We start from the raw sequence: 18,521 nt of genomic DNA on the forward strand, positions 1-18,521 counted from the left end.
CGTTTAGCGGTTGTTCTGCTGGATTTTCTGCTGCTTTTCGAAGCGGTTGTCGACGTACGCCTGTGCGCGCAGTTGCTCGAGCCAGTCTTCGAAGGCCGGCTGGGCGCGGCGCTCGAACAGCGTCTGGCGGGCGCGCATGCGCGCCAGGTCGTCGGTCGCGTCGTGCTCGCGGCGCTCTTCCACCTGGATCAGGTGCCAGCCGAACGGCGACTGCACGGGCTGGCTGATTTCGCCAGGTTGCAGCGCGTTCATCGCGGCCTCGAACGGCGGCACGGTTTCGCCCGGGTTCAGCCATCCCAGCTCGCCGCCTTGCGGCGCGCTGGCGTCCTGCGAATACTGGCGCGCCATTTCCTCGAACGTGGCGGCGCCATTGACCAGGCGCTGGCGAACCTGCTCCAGGCGCTGGCGGGCCAGATCATCGCTCATGACGGTCGAGGTCTTGATGAGGATGTGGCGGGCGCGCGTCTGCACGACCTGCGTCGGACCCTGGGGCGCCTGCTCACGTGCGGCCGGCTGAGGCGCCGGTTGCGGCGCGGCTTGCGGCGCCGGGGCGCGGGCCGTGCGGCCGGGCGCGGGCTGGGCGGTGCCGCGGTCCATCACCTTGATGATGTGAAAGCCATTGCCGCTTTGGATCAGCTGGCTGACCTGGCCCTTCTGGAGATTGCTGATGGCCTTGACGAAAAGGTCAGGCCAGCCGTCCAGCGGGCGCACGCCCATGACGCCGCCCTGCAGCGCCTCGGGGCCGTCGGACGATGCCGCGGCGAGGCTGGCAAAATCGTCGCCGCGCTTGGCTCGCGCCAGCAGGCCTTCGGCCTTCTTGCGCAGCAGCGCCAGTTGGTCGGGCGACGATCCTTCCGGCACGCGCACCAGAATCTGCGCCAGCGCGTAAAGCATGGGGCCGGCAGGCGCGGCGGCCTGCTCGGGCGCGGGCTGCGGCTGCACCTGGGGCTGCGCTTGCGCCGCCTGCGCAGGCGCCGCGCCAAAAGCCGGGTTGCGGCGCTGGTCTTTCAGGAAGGCGTCGACTTCCGCGTCGGAAATGACGATGGTCGAGTCGACCGCGCGCTGGCGCAGGCGATCCGAACGGATCTCGTCGCGCAGCGATTTGCGGTAGTTTTCCCAGGTCGTGCCGGACTTTTCCAGTTCCTGGCGCAGTTGCTGCACCGTGATCTTGTTGCGCGAGGCGATCGCCTGGATGGCGGTGTCGATCTGTTTGTCGTCAACCCGGATGCCAAGGCGGTCGGCTTCATGGCGCTGCACGCGTTCCATGATGAGACGCTGGAGCACCTGGTGCTGCAGCGTCTGGTCATCGGGCACCTGGATGCCGCGCGACTTCAGTTCGCCGGCAATGCGCTGGGAAGCGTCGCGCAGTTCGCGCAGCGTGATCACGTCCTTGTCGACGATCGCGGCGATGCCGTCCACGAACTGCTCGCCCTTGGGCGCCGGCGCGTCCTGTTTCTGCGCGGCGGGAGCGGCCTTGGCGCTGTTGGCGCCGCGGCTGGTCTGCTCGGCCGCATGGGCGGCGGGCAAGCCGGCGCACAGGGCCAGCAGCAGCGCGTTGCCGGAGAGGCGGCGCAAAGAGTGCAACCTACGCATCATTCATACCTTTCAAATGTGGTCCCGGCCTGCGCGGGCGGCGTGACGCGCGTGTAACCGGGGATACTTCTGTTCAGCAGGCTCATGGGGTCGGTTCCGAGGGAACCCAGGCCCGTGAGCTCAAGCTGGAAGAACAGCGCGGAATTGGTGTCCGCCGCCGATACGGCGTAGCGCTGGTAGACCATGCGGCCCACCCAGCAGCAGTCGCCCTTGTACTCCAGGCCGGCGATGGCCTGCGTCACGCGCGGGGATTCCGTCGTATTGGCAATCGTACTGGACGGTCCGGAACGCAAAGAATAGTCGACCCGGCCCACACCGTACCAGCGCTTGCTGAATGGCCATTGAACGGCCAGGCTGACCTGGTTCTGACCCTGCGGCTGATAGAACACGCCCGGCTGCGGATCGCGCTGGTAGCGGTAGGCCACCGCCACCGTGGTCAGGCGCTGGGGCGACCAGCGCGCGCTGATGAGCCCGCGCGACCAATTGTTGTCGTAGGGGTTGTACTGCGCGGCGAGGTCCGTGTTGAGCGTATCGGTCAACGCGGCGCTGACGCCCACCAGGAAGTCGGAACGCACGTCCGTGCGCGGGGTTTCCAGCGGCAGCGTGACTTTCTGGTCTTCGAAGTACAGACGCTGCGCCACGCCCACCGACAGGCGCTCGAATCCGCTGTCGGCATCGAGCCAGCGCGTCGTCAGGGCCGCGGTCAGCTGGTTGGCGTTGGCGATACGGTCCCAGCCGCCCGAGTAGATGTTTTCCTCAAACGCCTGGGTGAAGCTGAAATCGGCCAGCGACGTGTCGAAGACAGGAATCTTGGACTGGTCGCGGTACGGCACGTACAGGTAATACAGCCGCGGTTCGAGCGTCTGCGTGGACGATTTGCCGAACAGCGTGGTGTCGCGCTCGAAGATCAGGCCCGAGTCCAGCGACAGGATGGGCACCGTGCGGGACTGCGAGCGCGGCAGGCCATTGGCCGTGCCGCCATTGAGCCCCTGCGCATCCACTCCATACCATTTGGTCTGATACGACGTGTAGTTCACGCCCGCCTTCGGGGTGATGAACCAGCCGGGGCGGACGATCGGATACGAGATCGTCGGGTAGGTCTGGAAGCGGTCGCCATCGGGGGCTCGCAACGCCGCGCCATACTCCGGCATGCTGAAGCGCACCGCGGTCGAGGTCCAGTCCAGGTCGAAGCCGCCGACGTCGTACCGCGAACCGCGCAGGTAGATCTCGGGTTCCTTGTTGTACGGCGGAACCAGCGGCGCATCGGGATCCTGCAGCGTCTGGAACTTGTAGACCTGCGCGTAGGCGCTCCAGTAGTTGGAGACCCAGCCCACGCGGCCGCGTTGCGGCAGGTAAGTCGTGGAGGCCTGGTTCAGGCCCAGCTGCGAAATGTCGCGGAAGTAATTGTCGTCCGAGACCTTGGCGATATCCCAGTCGGCGTAGAAACCGTGCGAGAACTGCTGCTGATGGCGCCACCAGTACATCCAGCGGTCGTTGCCCGTCACGTCGTCATTGGGCAGGTAGGTGCCGTCCATAATGCCGCTGTACCCGTAACCCAGATAGCGGAACTCGCCGCCCAGCTGGGTGCCGCGCTTGGAGAAGTAACGCGGCTGCACCGTCAGGTCGTAATTGGGCGCCAGGTTGAAGTAGTACGGAATCGAAATGTCGAAACCGCCCTGGCTGGTCGTGCCGTAGGTCGGGATCAGGAAACCCGACTTGCGTTCGCGCTTGACCGGGAAGGTCATGTAGGGCGACGCCAGGATCGGCACATCCTTGAAGTACAGGACGCCGCCGCGGGCGACGCCTTCGTTTTCGTCGAAATCGATATCGACCGAATTGGCCTTGATGTACCAGGACGGGTTTTCGCACGGGCAGCCGCTGTACGTCACCGTGTGCAGCCGCATCTGCGACTTGCTGAAAATGTCCGCGTGGTCGGCGACGGCAAAGCCGCCGGTGGCGCCCAGCCAGAAGTTGGGCTTTTCGACCTCGCCGGAATACCGGTCCACGTTGAACGTGGCGGACGGGCCCGTGACCAGGGTGCCATCGCGCATCATGCGGGCATTGCCGCGGACGTCGACCTTGCCGGTGTCCTTGCGGTAATTGATCGCGTCGCCCTTGATCACGCCGTCGATGCGGCGCACCTGCGCGTTGCCGGTCAGGTTGAGCTCGTAGTCGGGATCGCCCGAAATCGTGTCCGCTTCCATGAAAGCGGGAATGCTCTCGTCGGGCAACCGGTGCATGCGCAGGCCGGGCGAGGTGCGCAATTGCGGGGTTGACGTGACCGACGGCGCGGAAGCAGCGGCGCCCGGGCTACTTTGAGCCTGGGCGGCTCCGGCGGCGACGCTGACTACGGAGAGGATCAACCACGGAACCTTGCGCACGAATGAAAACAGCCCTTTATGACCATGGGAGAGCCGCACAAAGACGCCCACGCGGCGCCAATGCTGACGGAAACGAGCCGGTATTATAGAGAAGCCGCGAACAACGCCCAGCCTTATGTTCGCCAAATCGAAAATTCCCCAATTTTGCCCTTCTGACACGGATCTTCCTTGAAAAACGATCACGACCCCCGCTTGGCGCAGGTGCGCAACTGGCTGCAAGGCCTGCCCCCTGCCCTGAACCTGGCCGTGGAGACGCTGCGCCCCGCGTCGGCTGACGCAAGCTTTCGCCGGTACTTCCGGCTGGACGCGGGATCGCGGACCCTGATTGTCATGGACGCCCCGCCCCAACACGAGGACTGCCGCCCGTTCCTGCATGTGGACAAGCTGCTGGCGGACGCCGGGCTGAACGTGCCGGCCGTGCTGGCGCAGGACCTGGACCAGGGCCTGCTGCTGCTGTCCGATCTGGGCGAACAAACCTATTACCAGCGCATCCAGGACGGCCTGGACGACGCCCAGTTGCAGACGCTGTACCGCGAGGCGCTGGCCGCCCTGGTCAAGCTGCAACAGGCCTCGACCGCCGGGCTGGGCGTCTACGACGGCACGCGGCTGGCCGACGAGCTCAAGCTGTTCCCCGAGTGGTACGTGCAAAAGCACCACGGCGTGACGCTGGACGACAAGACGGCCAATGCGATGGAAAAGATCTTCGCCCTGCTGTCGGCCAGCAACGCCGGGCAGCCGCAGGTGCTGGTGCACCGCGATTTCCATTCGCCCAACCTCATGGTCTGCGACCAGCCGCAATACGGCCCCAACCCGGGCATCATCGACTTCCAGGATGCGCTGGCCGGTCCCATCACCTACGACCTGGCGTCGCTGGTGACGGACGCCCGCACCACCTGGGAAGAACCGCAACAGCTCGACTGGGCGATCCGCTACTGGGAAATGGCGCGTGCGGCCGGCCTGCCGGTCGACGCCGATTTCGCCGAATTCCACCGCGCCTATGAATGGATGGGCCTGCAGCGCAACCTGCGGATCCTGGGCGTCTTTGCCCGCCTGAACCATCGCGATGGCAAGGCCCACTACCTGGCGCACATTCCCCGCGTGAACGGCTACGTCCGCCAGGTGGCGCGGCGCTATGGCGTTTTCACGCCGCTGCTGCGCCTGCTGGACCGCCTGGACGACCGCCAGGTCAGCGTCGGGTACACGTTCTGATGCGCGCCATGATTCTTGCCGCGGGCCGCGGCGAACGCATGCGCCCGCTGACCGACCGCCTGCCCAAGCCCATGCTGCCGGTCGGCGGCAAGCCGCTGATCGTCTGGCATCTGGCGCGCCTGGCCGCGGCCGGCATCCGCGACGTCGTCATCAATCACGCCTGGCTCGGCCACGAAATCGAACGCGCGTTGGGCGACGGCGCCGCGCACGGCGTGCGCATCAGCTATTCGGCCGAAGCCACCGCGCTGGAGACCGCGGGCGGCATCGCCCAGGCGCTCCCCCTTCTGGGCGACGACCCGTTCCTTGTCGTCAACGGCGACATCTGGTGCGACTGGAACCCGGCCGACGCGCACGACGCCGCCGGCCTCGTGACGCAGGGCGGCGCATGGCTGCTTCTGGTGGACAATCCCGCGCACCATCCTGCCGGCGACTTCGTCCTGACGGCCGAGGGGCGCGTGCTGGCGCAGGGCGAGCCCCGTTTGACCTTTGCAGGCGTCGGCGTCTACCATCCTTCGTTGTTCGCGGACGTCCCGCGCGGCCAGGCCGCGCCGCTGGCGCCGCTGCTGCGGCAGGCGATGGGCCAGGATCAGGTGCGCGGCGCGCGGCATGCCGGCCGCTGGACCGACGTCGGCACCCCGCAACGGCTCGCCGACCTGGACGCGGAACTGGCCAGCACGGCCGCGTGACGCTCACATATTTCACAATATCAAGGTGCGCAACGAGGCTTGTCCGCGCACGCAACGCCCCCGGCTAACGGGGTATTCTCTGACGCTTTGGCATGCGCGCGCGCCTGCCCACGAGCACATACACAGGAAGTTTTCTAGGAATGGGGATGTTTGGAAGATCGCAACGGGCCACGTTCAAGCCCTCCGTATACCAACCGGGACAACGCACGCGCCGCATGCCGCGCTGGCTCGTTCTGCTGCTGGTTGGCATTGCGCTTGGCGCGGGCGGCGTGCTCTTCCTGCAAACCAACTACGGTCCGCAACGCCTGACCGTCGAACAATCCGAACAGCTGCACAGCGAGCTCAGCGCCTCCAACATGGAGCGCCAGCGCCTGCAAACCCAGCTTGAAGAAGCCACCCAGCAGCGCGACGCCAACAAGGCCGGTCACGAAAAGCTGACCACCGACCTGGCGGAAAGCCGCGCCAAGATCGAAACCCTGAACAAGGAACTGGTGCTGTTCCAGGACGCCATGCCGCCCGACCCCCGCGGCGGCAACCTCGGCATCCGTTCGGCCACCTTCAAGCGCGCCCCCGGCCTGCTCGACTACCAGGTGCTGGTGATGCGCGAAGAACGCACGGGCGCGCCCTTCAAGGGCACGCTGACCTTCGCCATCGAAGGCTCCTACCCCAACGGCCGCTCCGCCACGGTGACGCCGGAAGGTCCCGCGCTGACGGTCGACCGGTACGACTACGCGCTGGGCCAGCTCAAGCTGCCCGACGGTTTCACCGCCAAGGTCGTGGTGCTGCGCGTGCTGGACGCCAACCAGAAGCAGCAGGCGATGCGGATCTACAACGTACGCAACTGACACGCGCCACTGATGGCCGCCAACCGGCCTGAACCGGCCCCCAAACCCGCCCCTTGGCGGGTTTTTTATCGCCTTCAAAAATTGGTTGCGCGCGCAACATGGCGGGCATATAGTTGCGCAAACAACCAAATTCTGGAGACAGCATGACGCTCCCCTCGCACGTTCCCGTCCTGATCGCCGGCGGCGGTCCGGTCGGTCTGACCCTGGCCGCCCTGCTCGCCGAGTACGGCATCGCCTCCCTCACCGTTGAGGCCGATGAAGGCTATTGCAGCGGCAGCCGCGCCATCTGCATGTCGCGCCGGTCGCAGGAGATCCTGGGCTGGATCGGCGCCGACCGGCCGCTGATCGACACGGGTCTGGCCTGGACGGGCGGGCGAAGCTACTACCGCGACCGCGAAGTCCTGCACTTCCAGATGCCGCACGATCCCCTGCAGCGGTATGCCCCGATGGTGAACATCCAGCAGTACTACGTGGAGGAATTCGCGCACCAGGCCATGCGGCGCCATCCCGGCCTCGCCACGCTTGCCTGGTCGGCACGCGTCACCGCCGTGCAGCCCGGTCCGGACGGCGTATCGGTCGAGGTGGAGGCGGACGGCGCCCGCCAGACGGTGCGCGCCGATTGGCTCGTCGCCTGCGACGGCGGCCGCAGCACCGTGCGCGACGCGATGGGCTTGAAGCTGGAAGGCATGCAGTACGAGGGGCGCTACGTCATCGTCGACATCGAACAGGAATCGCAACGGCCCGTCGAACGCCTTGCGTGGTTCGATCCGCCTTCCAATCCGGGATCCACGCTGCTGATGCATCGCCAGCCCGGCAACGTGTGGCGCGTCGACTACCAGATCCGCGACGACGAAGACCCCGACGAAGCCGTCAAGCCGGAAAACGTGCTGCCGCGCGTGCAGAGCCATCTGGACATGATCGGCGAGACCGCGCCCTGGAAGCCGCTCTGGATCTCGATCTACAACGCCAAGTGCCTGACGCTGGATCGCTACCGCCACGGCCGCGTGCTGTTCGCGGGCGACGCGGGCCACCTCGTGCCGATCTTCGGCGTGCGCGGCCTGAATTCCGGGCTGGACGACGCCGGCAACCTGGCCTGGAAACTTGCCTGGGTGCTGAAGGGCCAGTCGCCCGACGCCCTGCTGGACAGCTACAGCATCGAGCGCGTGCATGCCACGCGCCAGAACCTGGCCTACGGCGCCAAGAGCACGGAATTCATGGCGCCGCCGGACTTCGGCTTCCGGCTCATGCGCGAGGCCGCGCTGCGCCTCGCGCTGGTGGACGACGGCGTGCGCTCGCTCATCAATCCCCGCCAGTCCGCGCCCATCTCGTACGACACCTCGCCCTTGAACCGCGAGGACCGCGCCCCCGAGGCCGGCCCGGCCGCCGCACCGGGCCAACCGGCGCCCGACGTGCTGCTGCAGGATGGCGACGCGCCGCAATACCTGACCGCCCATTTCGGCGCGGGCTTCGTGGCGCTGGCCATTTCGCCCGACCCGGCCGTGTCGGCCGCGCTGGATGCGCTGGCCGCCGCCACGCAGGACGCGCCGCGACCACTACAGGTGTTGCGTGCCGGCCCCGGCGGCCTGGCCGACCCGCACGGCCAGCTCGCCTTGCGTTACGGCAATCAGGCCGGCGCCGTCTACCTGCTGCGCCCCGACGGCTACGTGCTGGGACGCTGGATTGCGCCTGCCGCCGCCGACCTGCGCGCCGCGTTGGCACCCTACCACCCCGCGCTCACTTCCACCGCCACCTCGAAAGGCCACGCATGAATCCCGAAGCCCTGGACCAGGTCTACACCAGCATGGCGCAGACGCTCACGCGCGTCGGCGAATCGCGCGCGCCGCTTTTTCTGTCGATACTCGGCTTGTCGCTGCTCAGCCGCCTGCCGTCGGCCGAAGAAGCCTTGTCGCTGCTGGCGCAGGCCGAAGCCGCCAGCCAGGATGACGGCGCTGTGGCAAACTATCCGGCCTCATCCTGCGCGGGCGCCGATCCCGCCCGCCCCACGTGAAAACGCCCGCCCTGGAACGATTCCTCACCTATCGCCTTCACGTGCTCAACAAGATCACGGACCGCGACACGAATCGTGCCTATCTCAAGGACTGCGACATTCCGCTGGGCGAGGCGCGGTGCCTCGCCGCCATTGGCCGGTTTGCGCCGCTGTCGGTCAACGACCTGGCGCGCGCCGCCAACCTGAACAAGGGCCAGGCCAGCCGCTCGGCGCAGGCGCTGGTGGATCGCGGGCTTGTCGAAAAGACGGTCTCCGCATCCGACGGACGCGGCGTGGTGCTGGCGCCGACCGCCGACGGCCTGACGCAGTACCGCCGCATCGTCGACCTCATTGCGCGCCGCAACGACGAAATCTTCGGCTGCCTGACCGCCGATGAACAGCAGCAATTCGGCGACATGCTCGACCGCCTGATCGGCCACCTGCAAACCGAAGCCGGCGACACCGCGGACTAAGTCACGGGCCGCGCAGCCGGGCAACTCAAATCAGGGCTGCGCTTTGGGCGCTGTCGCGCCCGCGTGTTCGGCCGCCTCATCCATGAACTGCGCCATCCGCACATCCAGCTCGGTCACACCGCCCGCGTCATGCGTGGTCAGCGTCACGTCCACGCGGTTGTAGACGTTGGTCCACTCGGGATGATGGTTCAGCTTTTCCGCGAACATCGCCACCCGCGCCATGAAGCCGAACGCGGCGTTGAAGTTGGGAAAGCGATAGCGCTTTTCGATGGCATCGCGCATGGCCACGGCCTGCCAGCCGGTGAGCGCGGCAACCGCGGTATCGGTACCGATGCAGGCGGGAGGAAAATCGCTCATGACAGACTCCGGAAAGAAAAGGCGGCCGCGCATCGCGCCAGCCGCCTGACAGCAAGGAACGTGCCCGTGCTTACTGCCGGACCGCGTACAGGTAGATTTCCACGCGCCGGTTCAGCGCGCGCCCTTCGGCCGTCGCATTGTCGCCGATCGGATCGTTCGGACCGCGGCCTTCCACGGACAGACGCGTGCCCGCCACGCCCTGCTTCGCCAGGTAATCGGTCACGCTCTTGGCACGGTTCACCGACAGCGTCTGGTTGTGCGCAAGCGAACCCGTGCTGTCGGTATGGCCGACCACCTTGGCCCGCAGCTCGGGATGCTGGTTCAGCGAACGCGCCACGCTATCGAGCACCGGCAGCAACGCCGGCTTGAGCTGCGTCTTGTCCGTATCGAACGACACGCCGCTGGGAATATTGACCTTCAGGCTGCCGTCGGGCATTTCCACGACGTCGATGCCCAGCGACGAGGCGCCGGAACTTTGCACGTCCTCCTTGACCACCTTCCAGTTGTAGCCCACCAGGCCGCCCGCCACCGCACCGATGCCCGCGCCGATCGCCGCGCCCTTGCCGTGCCCGATCAGCGCGCCAATGCCAGCGCCCAACGCCGCGCCCGCGCCCGTTCCGACAGCGGTATTCGTTTGCTGTTGCGTCGCGCAACCGGCCAGCAGCACGCCCGCGGTCGCAAGCACGGCGATCCGGTTGATTGTTCTTGAGTTCATGGCAACCTCCACTGTCCATCCAGATACCGGTTCATTCCGGCGAGGATCATGCTAGCAAGGGGCTGCCGGGCGTCGGGCAACATTTTGTACGCCCCCGATTCCCGTTGCGCCGAGCGATATGATGCCGCTATCAGCGGAGGCTCCCATGACCGTGGCACGCACTTACTTTCTAGATAGAACCAGCGCCGAACAGCTTGCCGGACTATGCAGCAACCGGCAGGACTTCCATCTGGAAAACGTCGAGGCCCTGAATCCGACGCTTGCGCGACTTCAGGCCCTGTTGAGCGAAAGCGGCCTGAGCATCGAGGTCATCCAGGCGCCGCTCAATCCGCCGCCAGGCGTGGACGACCTGCTGAACGTGGCCGCGCCGGCCTTCGGCCTGCTGTCCGGACTGGTCCGCGCCGCAGGATGGGCGACGCGTCCGGCCAGCGATGTGCAGCTACGGGTAACGTCGGCGCATTCGCTGAGTGTAGTGTTCGCCAACGCTGCCAAATGATCGACGTTTTCTAGACGGCCGCGCGCCAGGCCGAAACCCTGGCGCGCGGCTCACGATCACGGCTGCCAGTTATGCGTGCTGTAGCGGTCGTTGTCGATGCGGTTCAGGATCGGCAGTCCGGTGCCCGCGTCCTTGGTCTGCATGTCGATGTAGGCCTGGAACACGTCGGCGTCCAGCACACCGATGTCGGAACGGCGCTCGGACGGCACGTTGGCCAGGGTGGCGTAACCATCACCGCCCGTCGCATTGAAGCTCAGCACGAAGAGGCGATAGGTGCGCGCATTGTCCAGCGGCAGCCACGTGCGGGTTGCCTGATCCAGGTACTGAAAGTTGCTGGCGCGGCTGCCCTTCGCGTTGGAGGCCGTCACGTCCCAGCGCAGGCCTGCCGCGTAGGGATAAGGACCGTCCTTGCCGCCCGGCTTGTACGTCGCGTCCAGACCGTCCTCGACCATGGACCGGACCTCATTGGCGGTCAGGTCCAGGCGCCACAGCATGTTGCCGAACGGCACGACGGCGATCACGTCGGCCGCCGTCACGGTGCCATTCAGGGCGCGCCGCACACCGCCGCCGCTTTGCAGGGTCATGTCGGCGCCGCCGTATTCGGCATTGGCCACATCAAGATACGCTTGCGCCACCAGTTGCTGGATGTCGCCGCCGCGCAGGGCGACGTTGCCTTCGCTTTCGCAAGCCGGACTGGCTGCATTGCTGGCGGGCGTGGGGCCCGGAATGCGGCGAAAGCACAGCTCCAGCGGCACCTGCGCAACGTTGGTCTTGCTGAAGACGTCGATCTTGTCCTTGAAGGGTTGCAGCACCGACAACGCCGCAGCGTCCGGCGTCTGCTCACGCAGGAAGCCGCTGGCCGCAACCTCGGCCTTGAAGGCGGCGCGGTCGGCGTCGGAGGCCGCAACCAGGGCGCTGCCCGACTTGACGCGGTAGTCGGTGTCGATCAGCACGTGGGGCGTGCCGGCGCAGTTCGTCACATCGCCGTTGGCATCGAAGCTGACCTTCAGTTCGCCCACGACTTGCGAGTATTCCCATGCCTGCACCAGGCAGACGGGTTTGCCGTCCTTGTCGGCCAGACGGGTCGGATAGGCGCCGCCCGGCGTGCCCACGGCCATCGTCTTCATCGAGTCGGGACCTAGCAGCGTGTGCGAATCGCCACCTACCACCACGTCCACACCGCTCAGCTTGGCAATCACTTCCTTGTCATAGCCGTAGCCGATGTGGCTGAGCAGGATGATCTTGTTGACGCCATCGGCGCGCAGCGCGTCGATCTGCCCCTGGGCGGCGACGGCTTCGTCGGTGAACGTCGTGTCCGCGTTGGGGCTCGACGATTCTTTGGTCTTGCTGGCGATGGTCAGGCCGACGATGCCGATCTTCTGGGCGTCGCGCTCGACGACAATGGCAGGCTTGATCAGATCGGTGCCGTGCAGCGGAGAACTTGCGCCAAACGCGACGTTCGCACTCAGGACGGGCGTCTGGCACGCGCCGGCATGCAGGAAGTCCACAAAGCGCTTCAGCCCGTCGTCGCCCTTGTCGAACTCGTGGTTGCCCACCGCCATCGCATCGAAGCAGACCGTGTTCATCAGCGCGGCATCGGCCTCGCCCGGCGCGCCGGCGCGGTTGAAATACAGCGTCCCGGTCTGCGCATCGCCCGCATGCAGCTTCAGCACGTTCGGCGAATTCGCGGCCAGCTGGTCGATGGCGGCTTTCACGCGCGGCATGCCCGCGGCCGACACGGTCACGTCGGTATCGACCCCGGCCGCATTCTTCAAGGTCAGCGTCTTGTCCTTGCCGTCCAGCGTGGAATGGTGGTCATTGATGTGAAGGATCGTCAGTTCCAGCGGCCGGGCCTGCGCGGGCGGCTCCTCGATGACCGGCGGCGTTTCGTCATCGCTGCCATTGTCGCCACCGCAGCCCGCGATCAGCGTCATCGCACTCATGACGGCGCAGGCAAGCACATTCCGATTCCAGAACTTCATTTCCTTTTTCCCGTGGAAGCTGTTCGAGGCCCGCATTCTGTGTGCCGCGCATGACGCAACGATGAATGCAAGCTGAAAACCTTCCGCGCAAAAAAATGATTGTTTTCGGCCGGCGGGTAATGGTTTTGACTCGTTTTGTGCGTACCGCGCGGGCTCGCGCGCGCGACCTTCGCGCCCCGAGTGATCGCGCAATCGCGTCCCGCCGCGCGCTGGCAAACGGAAGAAAGCTGCGCTAAATTCGAAAACGGAATATTCAGTTACAGGTGTGTCGGGGAATCTTTCATGATCGCGTCACACTTCGATACTGGTTCTTCGGCGCCTCCCGCGCGCCAAAACAGGCCACAGGCCAGGACGGTGATACGTTGCGCGGCTCGGCCAAGCAACGCCGGGAAATCCAGTACGTCGCAGGACAAGGAGAAATAAAAGGAGGCTGTAGATGAAATGCCCCCCGCCTTTGCCAAGCGAGACCGAAAGACTGCGCGCCCTGTCGGAATATGGGCTGGATGCGCGGCGCGCGCTTCCCAGTCTTGATCCGGTGGTTCGCATTGCGTCGCGCATGTTCAACATGCCGGTGTCGGCCATCAACATGATCGGCAGCGATCACGTCTTCTTTGCGGCCAGCACGGGCTTCGAAGAGACGGACATGCGCCGCGACGTCTCCTTTTGTGCCCACGCAGTCTTGCAGGACGACGTCATGGTCGTGCCGGATGCCCGGCTGGACGATCGCTTTCACGACAACCCCCTCGTCTGCGGGGCGGCGAGCATCCGGTTCTATGCCGGCGTGCCACTGAATTCCCCCGAAGGCCATCCGCTGGGCGCGCTGTGCGTCATCGACACGGAACCGCACACCGACTTCAGCGAGGAAGACAAGGACCGGCTGCGCGAACTGGCCCGAATGGCCTCCGACCGCCTGGAGCTTCGGCGTGTCGAGGTCAACGCCGAACGCGCCCGAAAAATAAGCGATCTGGCCTCGGTCGAGCGGCAGACGCATCTGGCCGCGCCGCGTGCCGGTGCGGACCCCGCGCCCATGCGGCATGACGAGGACGCACGCAAGTTCACCGGCTTCGATCCGCTGACCGGCCTGGCCAACCGCGGCGTCTTCTATCGGCGCGTGGAAGAAGTCCTGGCGCGCCCGTCTCCTGCCGCCATCCTGATGCTGGACCTGGATGGCTTCAAAGACATCAACGACACCCTGGGCCACGCGATCGGCGACGCAATCCTGCTCGAACTTGCGGCGCGCCTGGAGCGCACGGCGGATCGCTGCGACACCGTCGCACGCCTGGGCAGCGACGAATTCGCCATCCTGCAGCAAGACGCCGGCGACCTGACGCAGGCGACGGAATTGGCGCAACTGGCCCTCGCGCGGATTGCCGAACCTTTCCACATCGGCGGGCAGGAGCTTCGGCTTACCGCAAGCTGCGGCGTGGCCATTGCGCCGCTGCACGCCCACGAAGCGCTCGAGCTCGTCGGCAACGCCGATCTCGCCCTGGTCAAGGCCAAGGCGGTGGGCCGCGGCCGCGTCTCCGTCTTCGCCCCCAACCTGCGCCTGGAAGCCGTCGCACGCCGCCTGTATGGCATGGAGCTGCACCGCGCGGTCGCCAAAGGCGAGTTCCTGCTCTTCTATCAACCGCAGATCAACCTGGCCACCGGTGCGCTGACCGGTGCCGAAGCGCTGTTGCGATGGCGTCATCCTCAACTGGGCCTGCTGGCGCCGGCGGTATTTCTTCCCTCCTTGGAGAGCGGACCGCTGGCGGCCACCGTCGGCTCATGGGTGTTGAACGAAGCATGCAGCCAAGCCGCGTTCTGGCGCCGCAGCGGCTTGCACGACTTTCGCATCGCCGTAAACCTTTTCGGCGCGCAGTTCCGCGAAGGAGACCTGGCGGCCGAGGTTGCGCAGACCCTCGCCCGGCACGGCCTGCCGCCCGAGGCGCTGGAACTGGAGATCACTGAGAACATCGTGCTGAACCACGACGCCGCGGTGCTGGAAATGCTGCAGCGCCTGCGCGCGCAAGGCGTGGGCATCTCGTTCGATGACTTCGGCACAGGGTATGCGTCGCTGAGCCTGTTGAAGACCCATCCCATCACGCGCATCAAGATCGACCGCTCGTTTGTCAGCGGCATGCTGGACTCGAACCGCGACGCCACCGTGATCCGCGCCATCGTGGACGTGGCGCGCAGTTTTGACCTGAACACCATCGCCGAAGGCATCGAAACGGATGCGCAACGCGAACGGCTGCTGGCCGAGCATTGCGAAGAGGGTCAGGGGTATCTGTTCGGCAGACCCCTGCCGGCGCAGCAGTTTGCGCAGGCGTTTGGGATCGAGACGGCGCTGCGGATATTGGCGTAAGGGTTGCGCGCGCCAAGCCAATAATTGCGAAGCAATGCAAAAAGCCCACCGAAACCGGTGGGCTTTTTGATGTACTGCCAAGAATTCTGGTGGGCTGTGAGTGGCTCGAACACTCGACCTACGGATTAAGAGTCCGCTGCTCTACCAACTGAGCTAACAGCCCTGCGAGTCACTCACTTTGATCTGCTGCCGCGCTGTGCGCCGTAGCGTTTCGTTATGTGTGTGCTGCGAAGAAGAAAGATTATATGGGGCTTTTTTTATTTGTGCAAGTCGGGTGGCGAAATAGTTTGGACGGACCGCATCAAGCCGCGTAGCCGCCGTCCACCGCGAGGCTCGCGCCCGTGACGTAGCGGCCTTCGGGTCCTGCCAAGAATGCGACCATCCCGGCGATATCGCGCGCTTGTCCGTAGTGGGGCAAGGACAGCACCGCCACCATGTCGGCCGCGCGGTCGCCGTCGGCCGGATTCATGTCGGTGTCGATGGGACCAGGGTGCACGACGTTTGCGGTGATGCCGCGCGGACCCAGGTCGCGGGCCAGGCCTTGCGTCAGGCCGACCAGCGCGGATTTGCTGGCCGCGTACAGCGCGACGCCTGCCCGGCCGGCGCGGGCTGCCAGGCAACTGCCGATGTTGATGATGCGTCCGCCATCTGGCATGGCGGCCTGAACCGCCTGGATGGCGACGAAAGGCGCACGCACGTTGATGTCCATCGTCCGCTCGTAGTCGTCCAACGTGTTGTCCGCGATGTGCCCGGCCAGGAAGATGCCGGCGTTGTTGACCAGCACATCCACCGGTCCGAGTTCGCGGATGGCGATTTCCACCGCGCGCCTGACCGCGGCCACGTCCGCGGAATCGGCTTGGATCGCTGCGGCACGGCGGCCCTGCGCCTTCAGTTCGTGCACCAGCGCCTCCGCGGGCCCGGCCGACGACGCGCTGACGTACGTGAAGGCCACGTCCGCGCCGTCGGCCGCGAGCCGACGCACGATGGCGGCGCCGATGCCGCGGCTGCCGCCGGTGACGAACGCCACTTTGCCGTTTAAGTTCTGCATGGTCAAACCTCGTTTTGTAGTGATCGGTACAAATATCATCGCCGGGCGCTTCATGGCTGGTCAATGAATTTTTTATCGATCAACACAAAATAGTCGGCACGGGTAAAATCCCCGGCATGGCTGAACGAGGGCGCCCGCGCAACTTCGACCGGGACCAAGCCTTGCAAAAGGCCATGGAAGTCTTCTGGTCGAAGGGATATGAAGGGGCATCGCTGACCGATCTGACGGAAGCGATGGGCATCAACTCGCCCAGTCTCTATGGCGCATTCGGTTCCAAGGAAGGCCTTTTCCGGGAAGCCGTTCAGCTGTACCGCGACACGGAAGGCGGTTCGGCGCGTCGCGCGCTGCTGGCGGCGCCAACCGCGCGTGATGCCATCGAGGCCATGCTGCTTGCGTCGGCCGAGCGCTTCACGGCGCCGGGCTTGCCTCCCGGCTGCATGATCGTGCTGGGCGCGCCGGCCGGTTGCGACAACCAGGCCAGCGTGGGGCATTTTCTGGGGGACAACCGGCGCGAGATGCAAAGCCGCATCCTTGCCCGCCTGACCGCGGGCGCCGCGCAGGGTGAATTGCCCGCCGGGACTGACTTGAAGGGATTGGCCGCGTTCTACACGACGGTGCTGCATGGCATGTCGATCCAGGCCCGCGACGGCGCCAGCCGCAAGACATTGCAGGCGGTGGCCCGGCAGGCGATGCGCGCCTGGGAAGCGCTTGCCTGCGACGCCTTGCCGCCTTCCGGCGATCCGCCGGGCCGCGCCCGCAGCTGACGGATGCCGTCATGTTTCGTGTCGACCTGCGGCGTCTCATCCTGTGGATCAGCCTGCTGTCGGTCCTTGTGGTGCTTGCGGGCGGCCTGCATGCCAGCTATCTGGTGCAGCGCGATCTGCTCTTGCGCAATGCGATGGACACGAATCGCATCTATGCGTCCAAGCTGGCGCTGACCACCAATGCGCTGCTGAACGACATCCACCGCTACCTTTCCTACAGCGCCGACGAATTGGCCGACATGGAAAGCCACCCCGAGCGCATGGCGGCGGAGACGCGGCGGCTGGAACAGCAGATGGGCCACTTCAACTCAAGTTTCGTGGCGTCACCGCAAGGCAAGGTGCTGGCCGTGTCGCCGTCGTATCCGCAATTGCTGGGACACCAGCTGGTCAGCGATGCGGTCAAGCAGGCGCTCGCCGTCCGCCAGCCCACGATCAGCGAGCCTTTCAAGGCCAGCAACGGGCGTTGGCAGATCCTCTATACCCATCCAATTTTTTCGCGCGACTACCGTTACCTCGGATTCATCGCGGGGTCGCTCTACCTACACGAAGACAACGTGCTGGACCGCTTGCTCGACGAGCATTTCTACCGCGATGGTTCATTTCTCTATGTCATCGACCGCAACGGCACGCTGATCTATCACCCGGACCGCGCGCGGCTGGGCAAGCCCGCCCCCGACAACGACACCTTCGCGGCCGCCCGGCGCGGCGAGACGGGTGAACAGCGCTTCATCGACAGCGATGGCCGCGACATGCTGGCCGGTTTTGCGCCGGTTCCCAGCACCGGCTGGAGCATCATCGCGCAGCGGCCGGTGGACAGCACGCTGCGCCCGCTTGCCGACCTGCTGATGGCCACGGTCCGCAACACCCTGCCGCTCTTGATGCTATCGGTCGTTCTGATATGGCTGCTGTCGCGCTGGATCGCACGCCCGTTGGGGCAGATGGCAAGTATTGCCAAGCGCATGCAGGACCCCGATTCCGCGGACCGGATCCGCGCCGTGCGCTCATGGTATTTCGAGGCCGCGCAGTTGCGGCGCGCGCTGCTGACGGGTCTGGCGTCGATGCACCACAAGCTCAGCGACCTGCGCCAAGAGAGCACGACCGACACGCTGACGGGTCTTCTGAACCGCCGCGGCATGGACGAGGCGCTGGCGCTGTTGGGCGCCGAGGGTACGCCGGTGGCCATCGTGGCGATCGACGTCGACCACTTCAAGCGCATCAACGATCGCTATGGCCACGCGGCAGGGGATCAGGCCTTGCAGGCGTTGGCCGGCGTGATGCGCGAGGGTTCGCGCAGCGGCGACGTGCTGACGCGGCCGGGCGGCGAGGAATTCGTCATGCTGCTGCCGGGCGCCAGCATGGCGGCGGCCATCGGGATCGCGCAGCGCCTGCGCGCGCGCCTGGCCGTCGCGGAAGGCTCGCCCCTGCCCGCTTTCATCACGATCTCGGTGGGTGTGGCGCATTACCCGGATCAAGGCGCGACACTGGAAGCCGTGTTCGAGCGCGCGGACCAGGCGCTCTATTACGCCAAGAATCACGGCCGCGACAGGGTCTGTGCGGCCGACGACACCGCGCCGGAGGGATTCCGGACGATGCCCTGAGCCTTAGCGTCGCACGCCGATGACAGCGAGAAGGCCGGCA

16 protein-coding genes and 1 tRNA gene are annotated in these 18,521 nt (G+C 66.0%); 10 read left to right on the plus strand and 7 right to left on the minus strand.

Annotated elements, in window-relative coordinates:
- Positions 1-3: 3 nt before the first annotated feature.
- Together FBY20_RS06650 and FBY20_RS06655 are read right to left on the minus strand one after the other, a co-directional pair.
- On the minus strand, positions 4-1,596 hold the full coding sequence (locus tag FBY20_RS06650; protein WP_056320896.1) for a peptidylprolyl isomerase: 1,593 nt from the start codon (positions 1,594-1,596) through the stop codon (positions 4-6).
- Positions 1,593-3,974, minus strand: a complete 2,382-nt coding sequence (locus FBY20_RS06655) for an LPS-assembly protein LptD (RefSeq protein ID WP_056322662.1) — start codon at positions 3,972-3,974, stop codon at positions 1,593-1,595. The genes FBY20_RS06650 and FBY20_RS06655 overlap by 4 nt, the downstream gene beginning before the upstream one ends.
- Before the next feature lie 168 nt (positions 3,975-4,142).
- Between FBY20_RS06655 and FBY20_RS06660 the strand changes: the two genes are divergently transcribed.
- From FBY20_RS06660 to FBY20_RS06685, 6 genes are all read left to right on the plus strand, one after another.
- A complete protein-coding gene (locus FBY20_RS06660) occupies positions 4,143-5,183 on the plus strand; it encodes an aminoglycoside phosphotransferase family protein (RefSeq protein WP_142050878.1) in 1,041 nt (346 codons plus the stop codon).
- Positions 5,183-5,869, plus strand: coding sequence for an N-acetylmuramate alpha-1-phosphate uridylyltransferase MurU (gene murU, locus FBY20_RS06665; RefSeq protein WP_142050881.1), 687 nt, complete (start codon positions 5,183-5,185; stop codon positions 5,867-5,869). Before FBY20_RS06660 ends, murU begins: the two co-directional genes overlap by 1 nt.
- Before the next feature lie 146 nt (positions 5,870-6,015).
- Positions 6,016-6,714: a DUF6776 family protein gene (locus FBY20_RS06670; RefSeq protein WP_056320887.1), complete on the plus strand. Its 699-nt coding sequence runs from the start codon at positions 6,016-6,018 to the stop codon at positions 6,712-6,714.
- Positions 6,715-6,857: 143 nt separating this feature from the next.
- The gene (locus tag FBY20_RS06675) at positions 6,858-8,483 is read left to right on the plus strand and encodes an FAD-dependent monooxygenase (RefSeq protein ID WP_142050884.1); all 1,626 of its coding nucleotides are present in this window, start codon (positions 6,858-6,860) and stop codon (positions 8,481-8,483) included.
- A complete protein-coding gene (locus FBY20_RS06680) occupies positions 8,480-8,722 on the plus strand; it encodes a hypothetical protein (protein ID WP_142050887.1) in 243 nt (80 codons plus the stop codon). Before FBY20_RS06675 ends, FBY20_RS06680 begins: the two co-directional genes overlap by 4 nt.
- On the plus strand, positions 8,719-9,174 hold the full coding sequence (locus FBY20_RS06685; RefSeq protein ID WP_142050890.1) for a MarR family winged helix-turn-helix transcriptional regulator: 456 nt from the start codon (positions 8,719-8,721) through the stop codon (positions 9,172-9,174). The genes FBY20_RS06680 and FBY20_RS06685 overlap by 4 nt, the downstream gene beginning before the upstream one ends.
- Before the next feature lie 30 nt (positions 9,175-9,204).
- Here FBY20_RS06685 and FBY20_RS06690 read toward each other — a convergent pair whose 3' ends face one another.
- Entirely contained in the window at positions 9,205-9,531 is a 327-nt protein-coding gene (locus tag FBY20_RS06690) for a 4a-hydroxytetrahydrobiopterin dehydratase (RefSeq protein WP_062841672.1), read from the minus strand.
- Positions 9,532-9,601: 70 nt separating this feature from the next.
- On the minus strand, positions 9,602-10,246 hold the full coding sequence (locus FBY20_RS06695) for an OmpA family protein (RefSeq protein WP_056320876.1): 645 nt from the start codon (positions 10,244-10,246) through the stop codon (positions 9,602-9,604).
- Between the two features lie 145 nt (positions 10,247-10,391).
- Here FBY20_RS06695 and FBY20_RS06700 point away from each other — a divergent pair, with 145 nt between their 5' ends.
- Entirely contained in the window at positions 10,392-10,742 is a 351-nt protein-coding gene (locus tag FBY20_RS06700; RefSeq protein ID WP_142050893.1) for a hypothetical protein, read from the plus strand.
- 56 nt (positions 10,743-10,798) lie between these two features.
- Here FBY20_RS06700 and FBY20_RS06705 read toward each other — a convergent pair whose 3' ends face one another.
- Positions 10,799-12,724, minus strand: a complete 1,926-nt coding sequence (locus FBY20_RS06705; protein ID WP_142050896.1) for a bifunctional UDP-sugar hydrolase/5'-nucleotidase — start codon at positions 12,722-12,724, stop codon at positions 10,799-10,801.
- Between the two features lie 436 nt (positions 12,725-13,160).
- Here FBY20_RS06705 and FBY20_RS28055 point away from each other — a divergent pair, with 436 nt between their 5' ends.
- Entirely contained in the window at positions 13,161-15,071 is a 1,911-nt protein-coding gene (locus tag FBY20_RS28055; RefSeq protein ID WP_142050899.1) for a bifunctional diguanylate cyclase/phosphodiesterase, read from the plus strand.
- An 87-nt stretch (positions 15,072-15,158) separates the two neighbouring features.
- Here the strand turns inward: FBY20_RS28055 and FBY20_RS06715 are convergent.
- Together FBY20_RS06715 and FBY20_RS06720 are read right to left on the minus strand one after the other, a co-directional pair.
- Positions 15,159-15,234, minus strand: a tRNA-Lys gene (locus tag FBY20_RS06715).
- A 138-nt stretch (positions 15,235-15,372) separates the two neighbouring features.
- Positions 15,373-16,119 carry a 3-oxoacyl-ACP reductase family protein gene (locus FBY20_RS06720; RefSeq protein WP_142050902.1) on the minus strand — a complete coding sequence of 249 codons (747 nt, stop codon included), beginning with the start codon at positions 16,117-16,119 and terminating at the stop codon, positions 15,373-15,375.
- Between the two features lie 116 nt (positions 16,120-16,235).
- Here FBY20_RS06720 and FBY20_RS06725 point away from each other — a divergent pair, with 116 nt between their 5' ends.
- Positions 16,236-16,883 carry a TetR/AcrR family transcriptional regulator gene (locus FBY20_RS06725; RefSeq protein ID WP_142050905.1) on the plus strand — a complete coding sequence of 216 codons (648 nt, stop codon included), beginning with the start codon at positions 16,236-16,238 and terminating at the stop codon, positions 16,881-16,883.
- A gap of 11 nt (positions 16,884-16,894) precedes the next feature.
- The gene (locus FBY20_RS06730) at positions 16,895-18,481 is read left to right on the plus strand and encodes a sensor domain-containing diguanylate cyclase (RefSeq protein WP_142050908.1); all 1,587 of its coding nucleotides are present in this window, start codon (positions 16,895-16,897) and stop codon (positions 18,479-18,481) included.
- Positions 18,482-18,521 lie beyond the last annotated feature (40 nt).

The organism is Achromobacter sp. SLBN-14, from assembly GCF_006715415.1.
GTDB classification, from domain to species: domain Bacteria; phylum Pseudomonadota; class Gammaproteobacteria; order Burkholderiales; family Burkholderiaceae_B; genus Achromobacter; species Achromobacter mucicolens.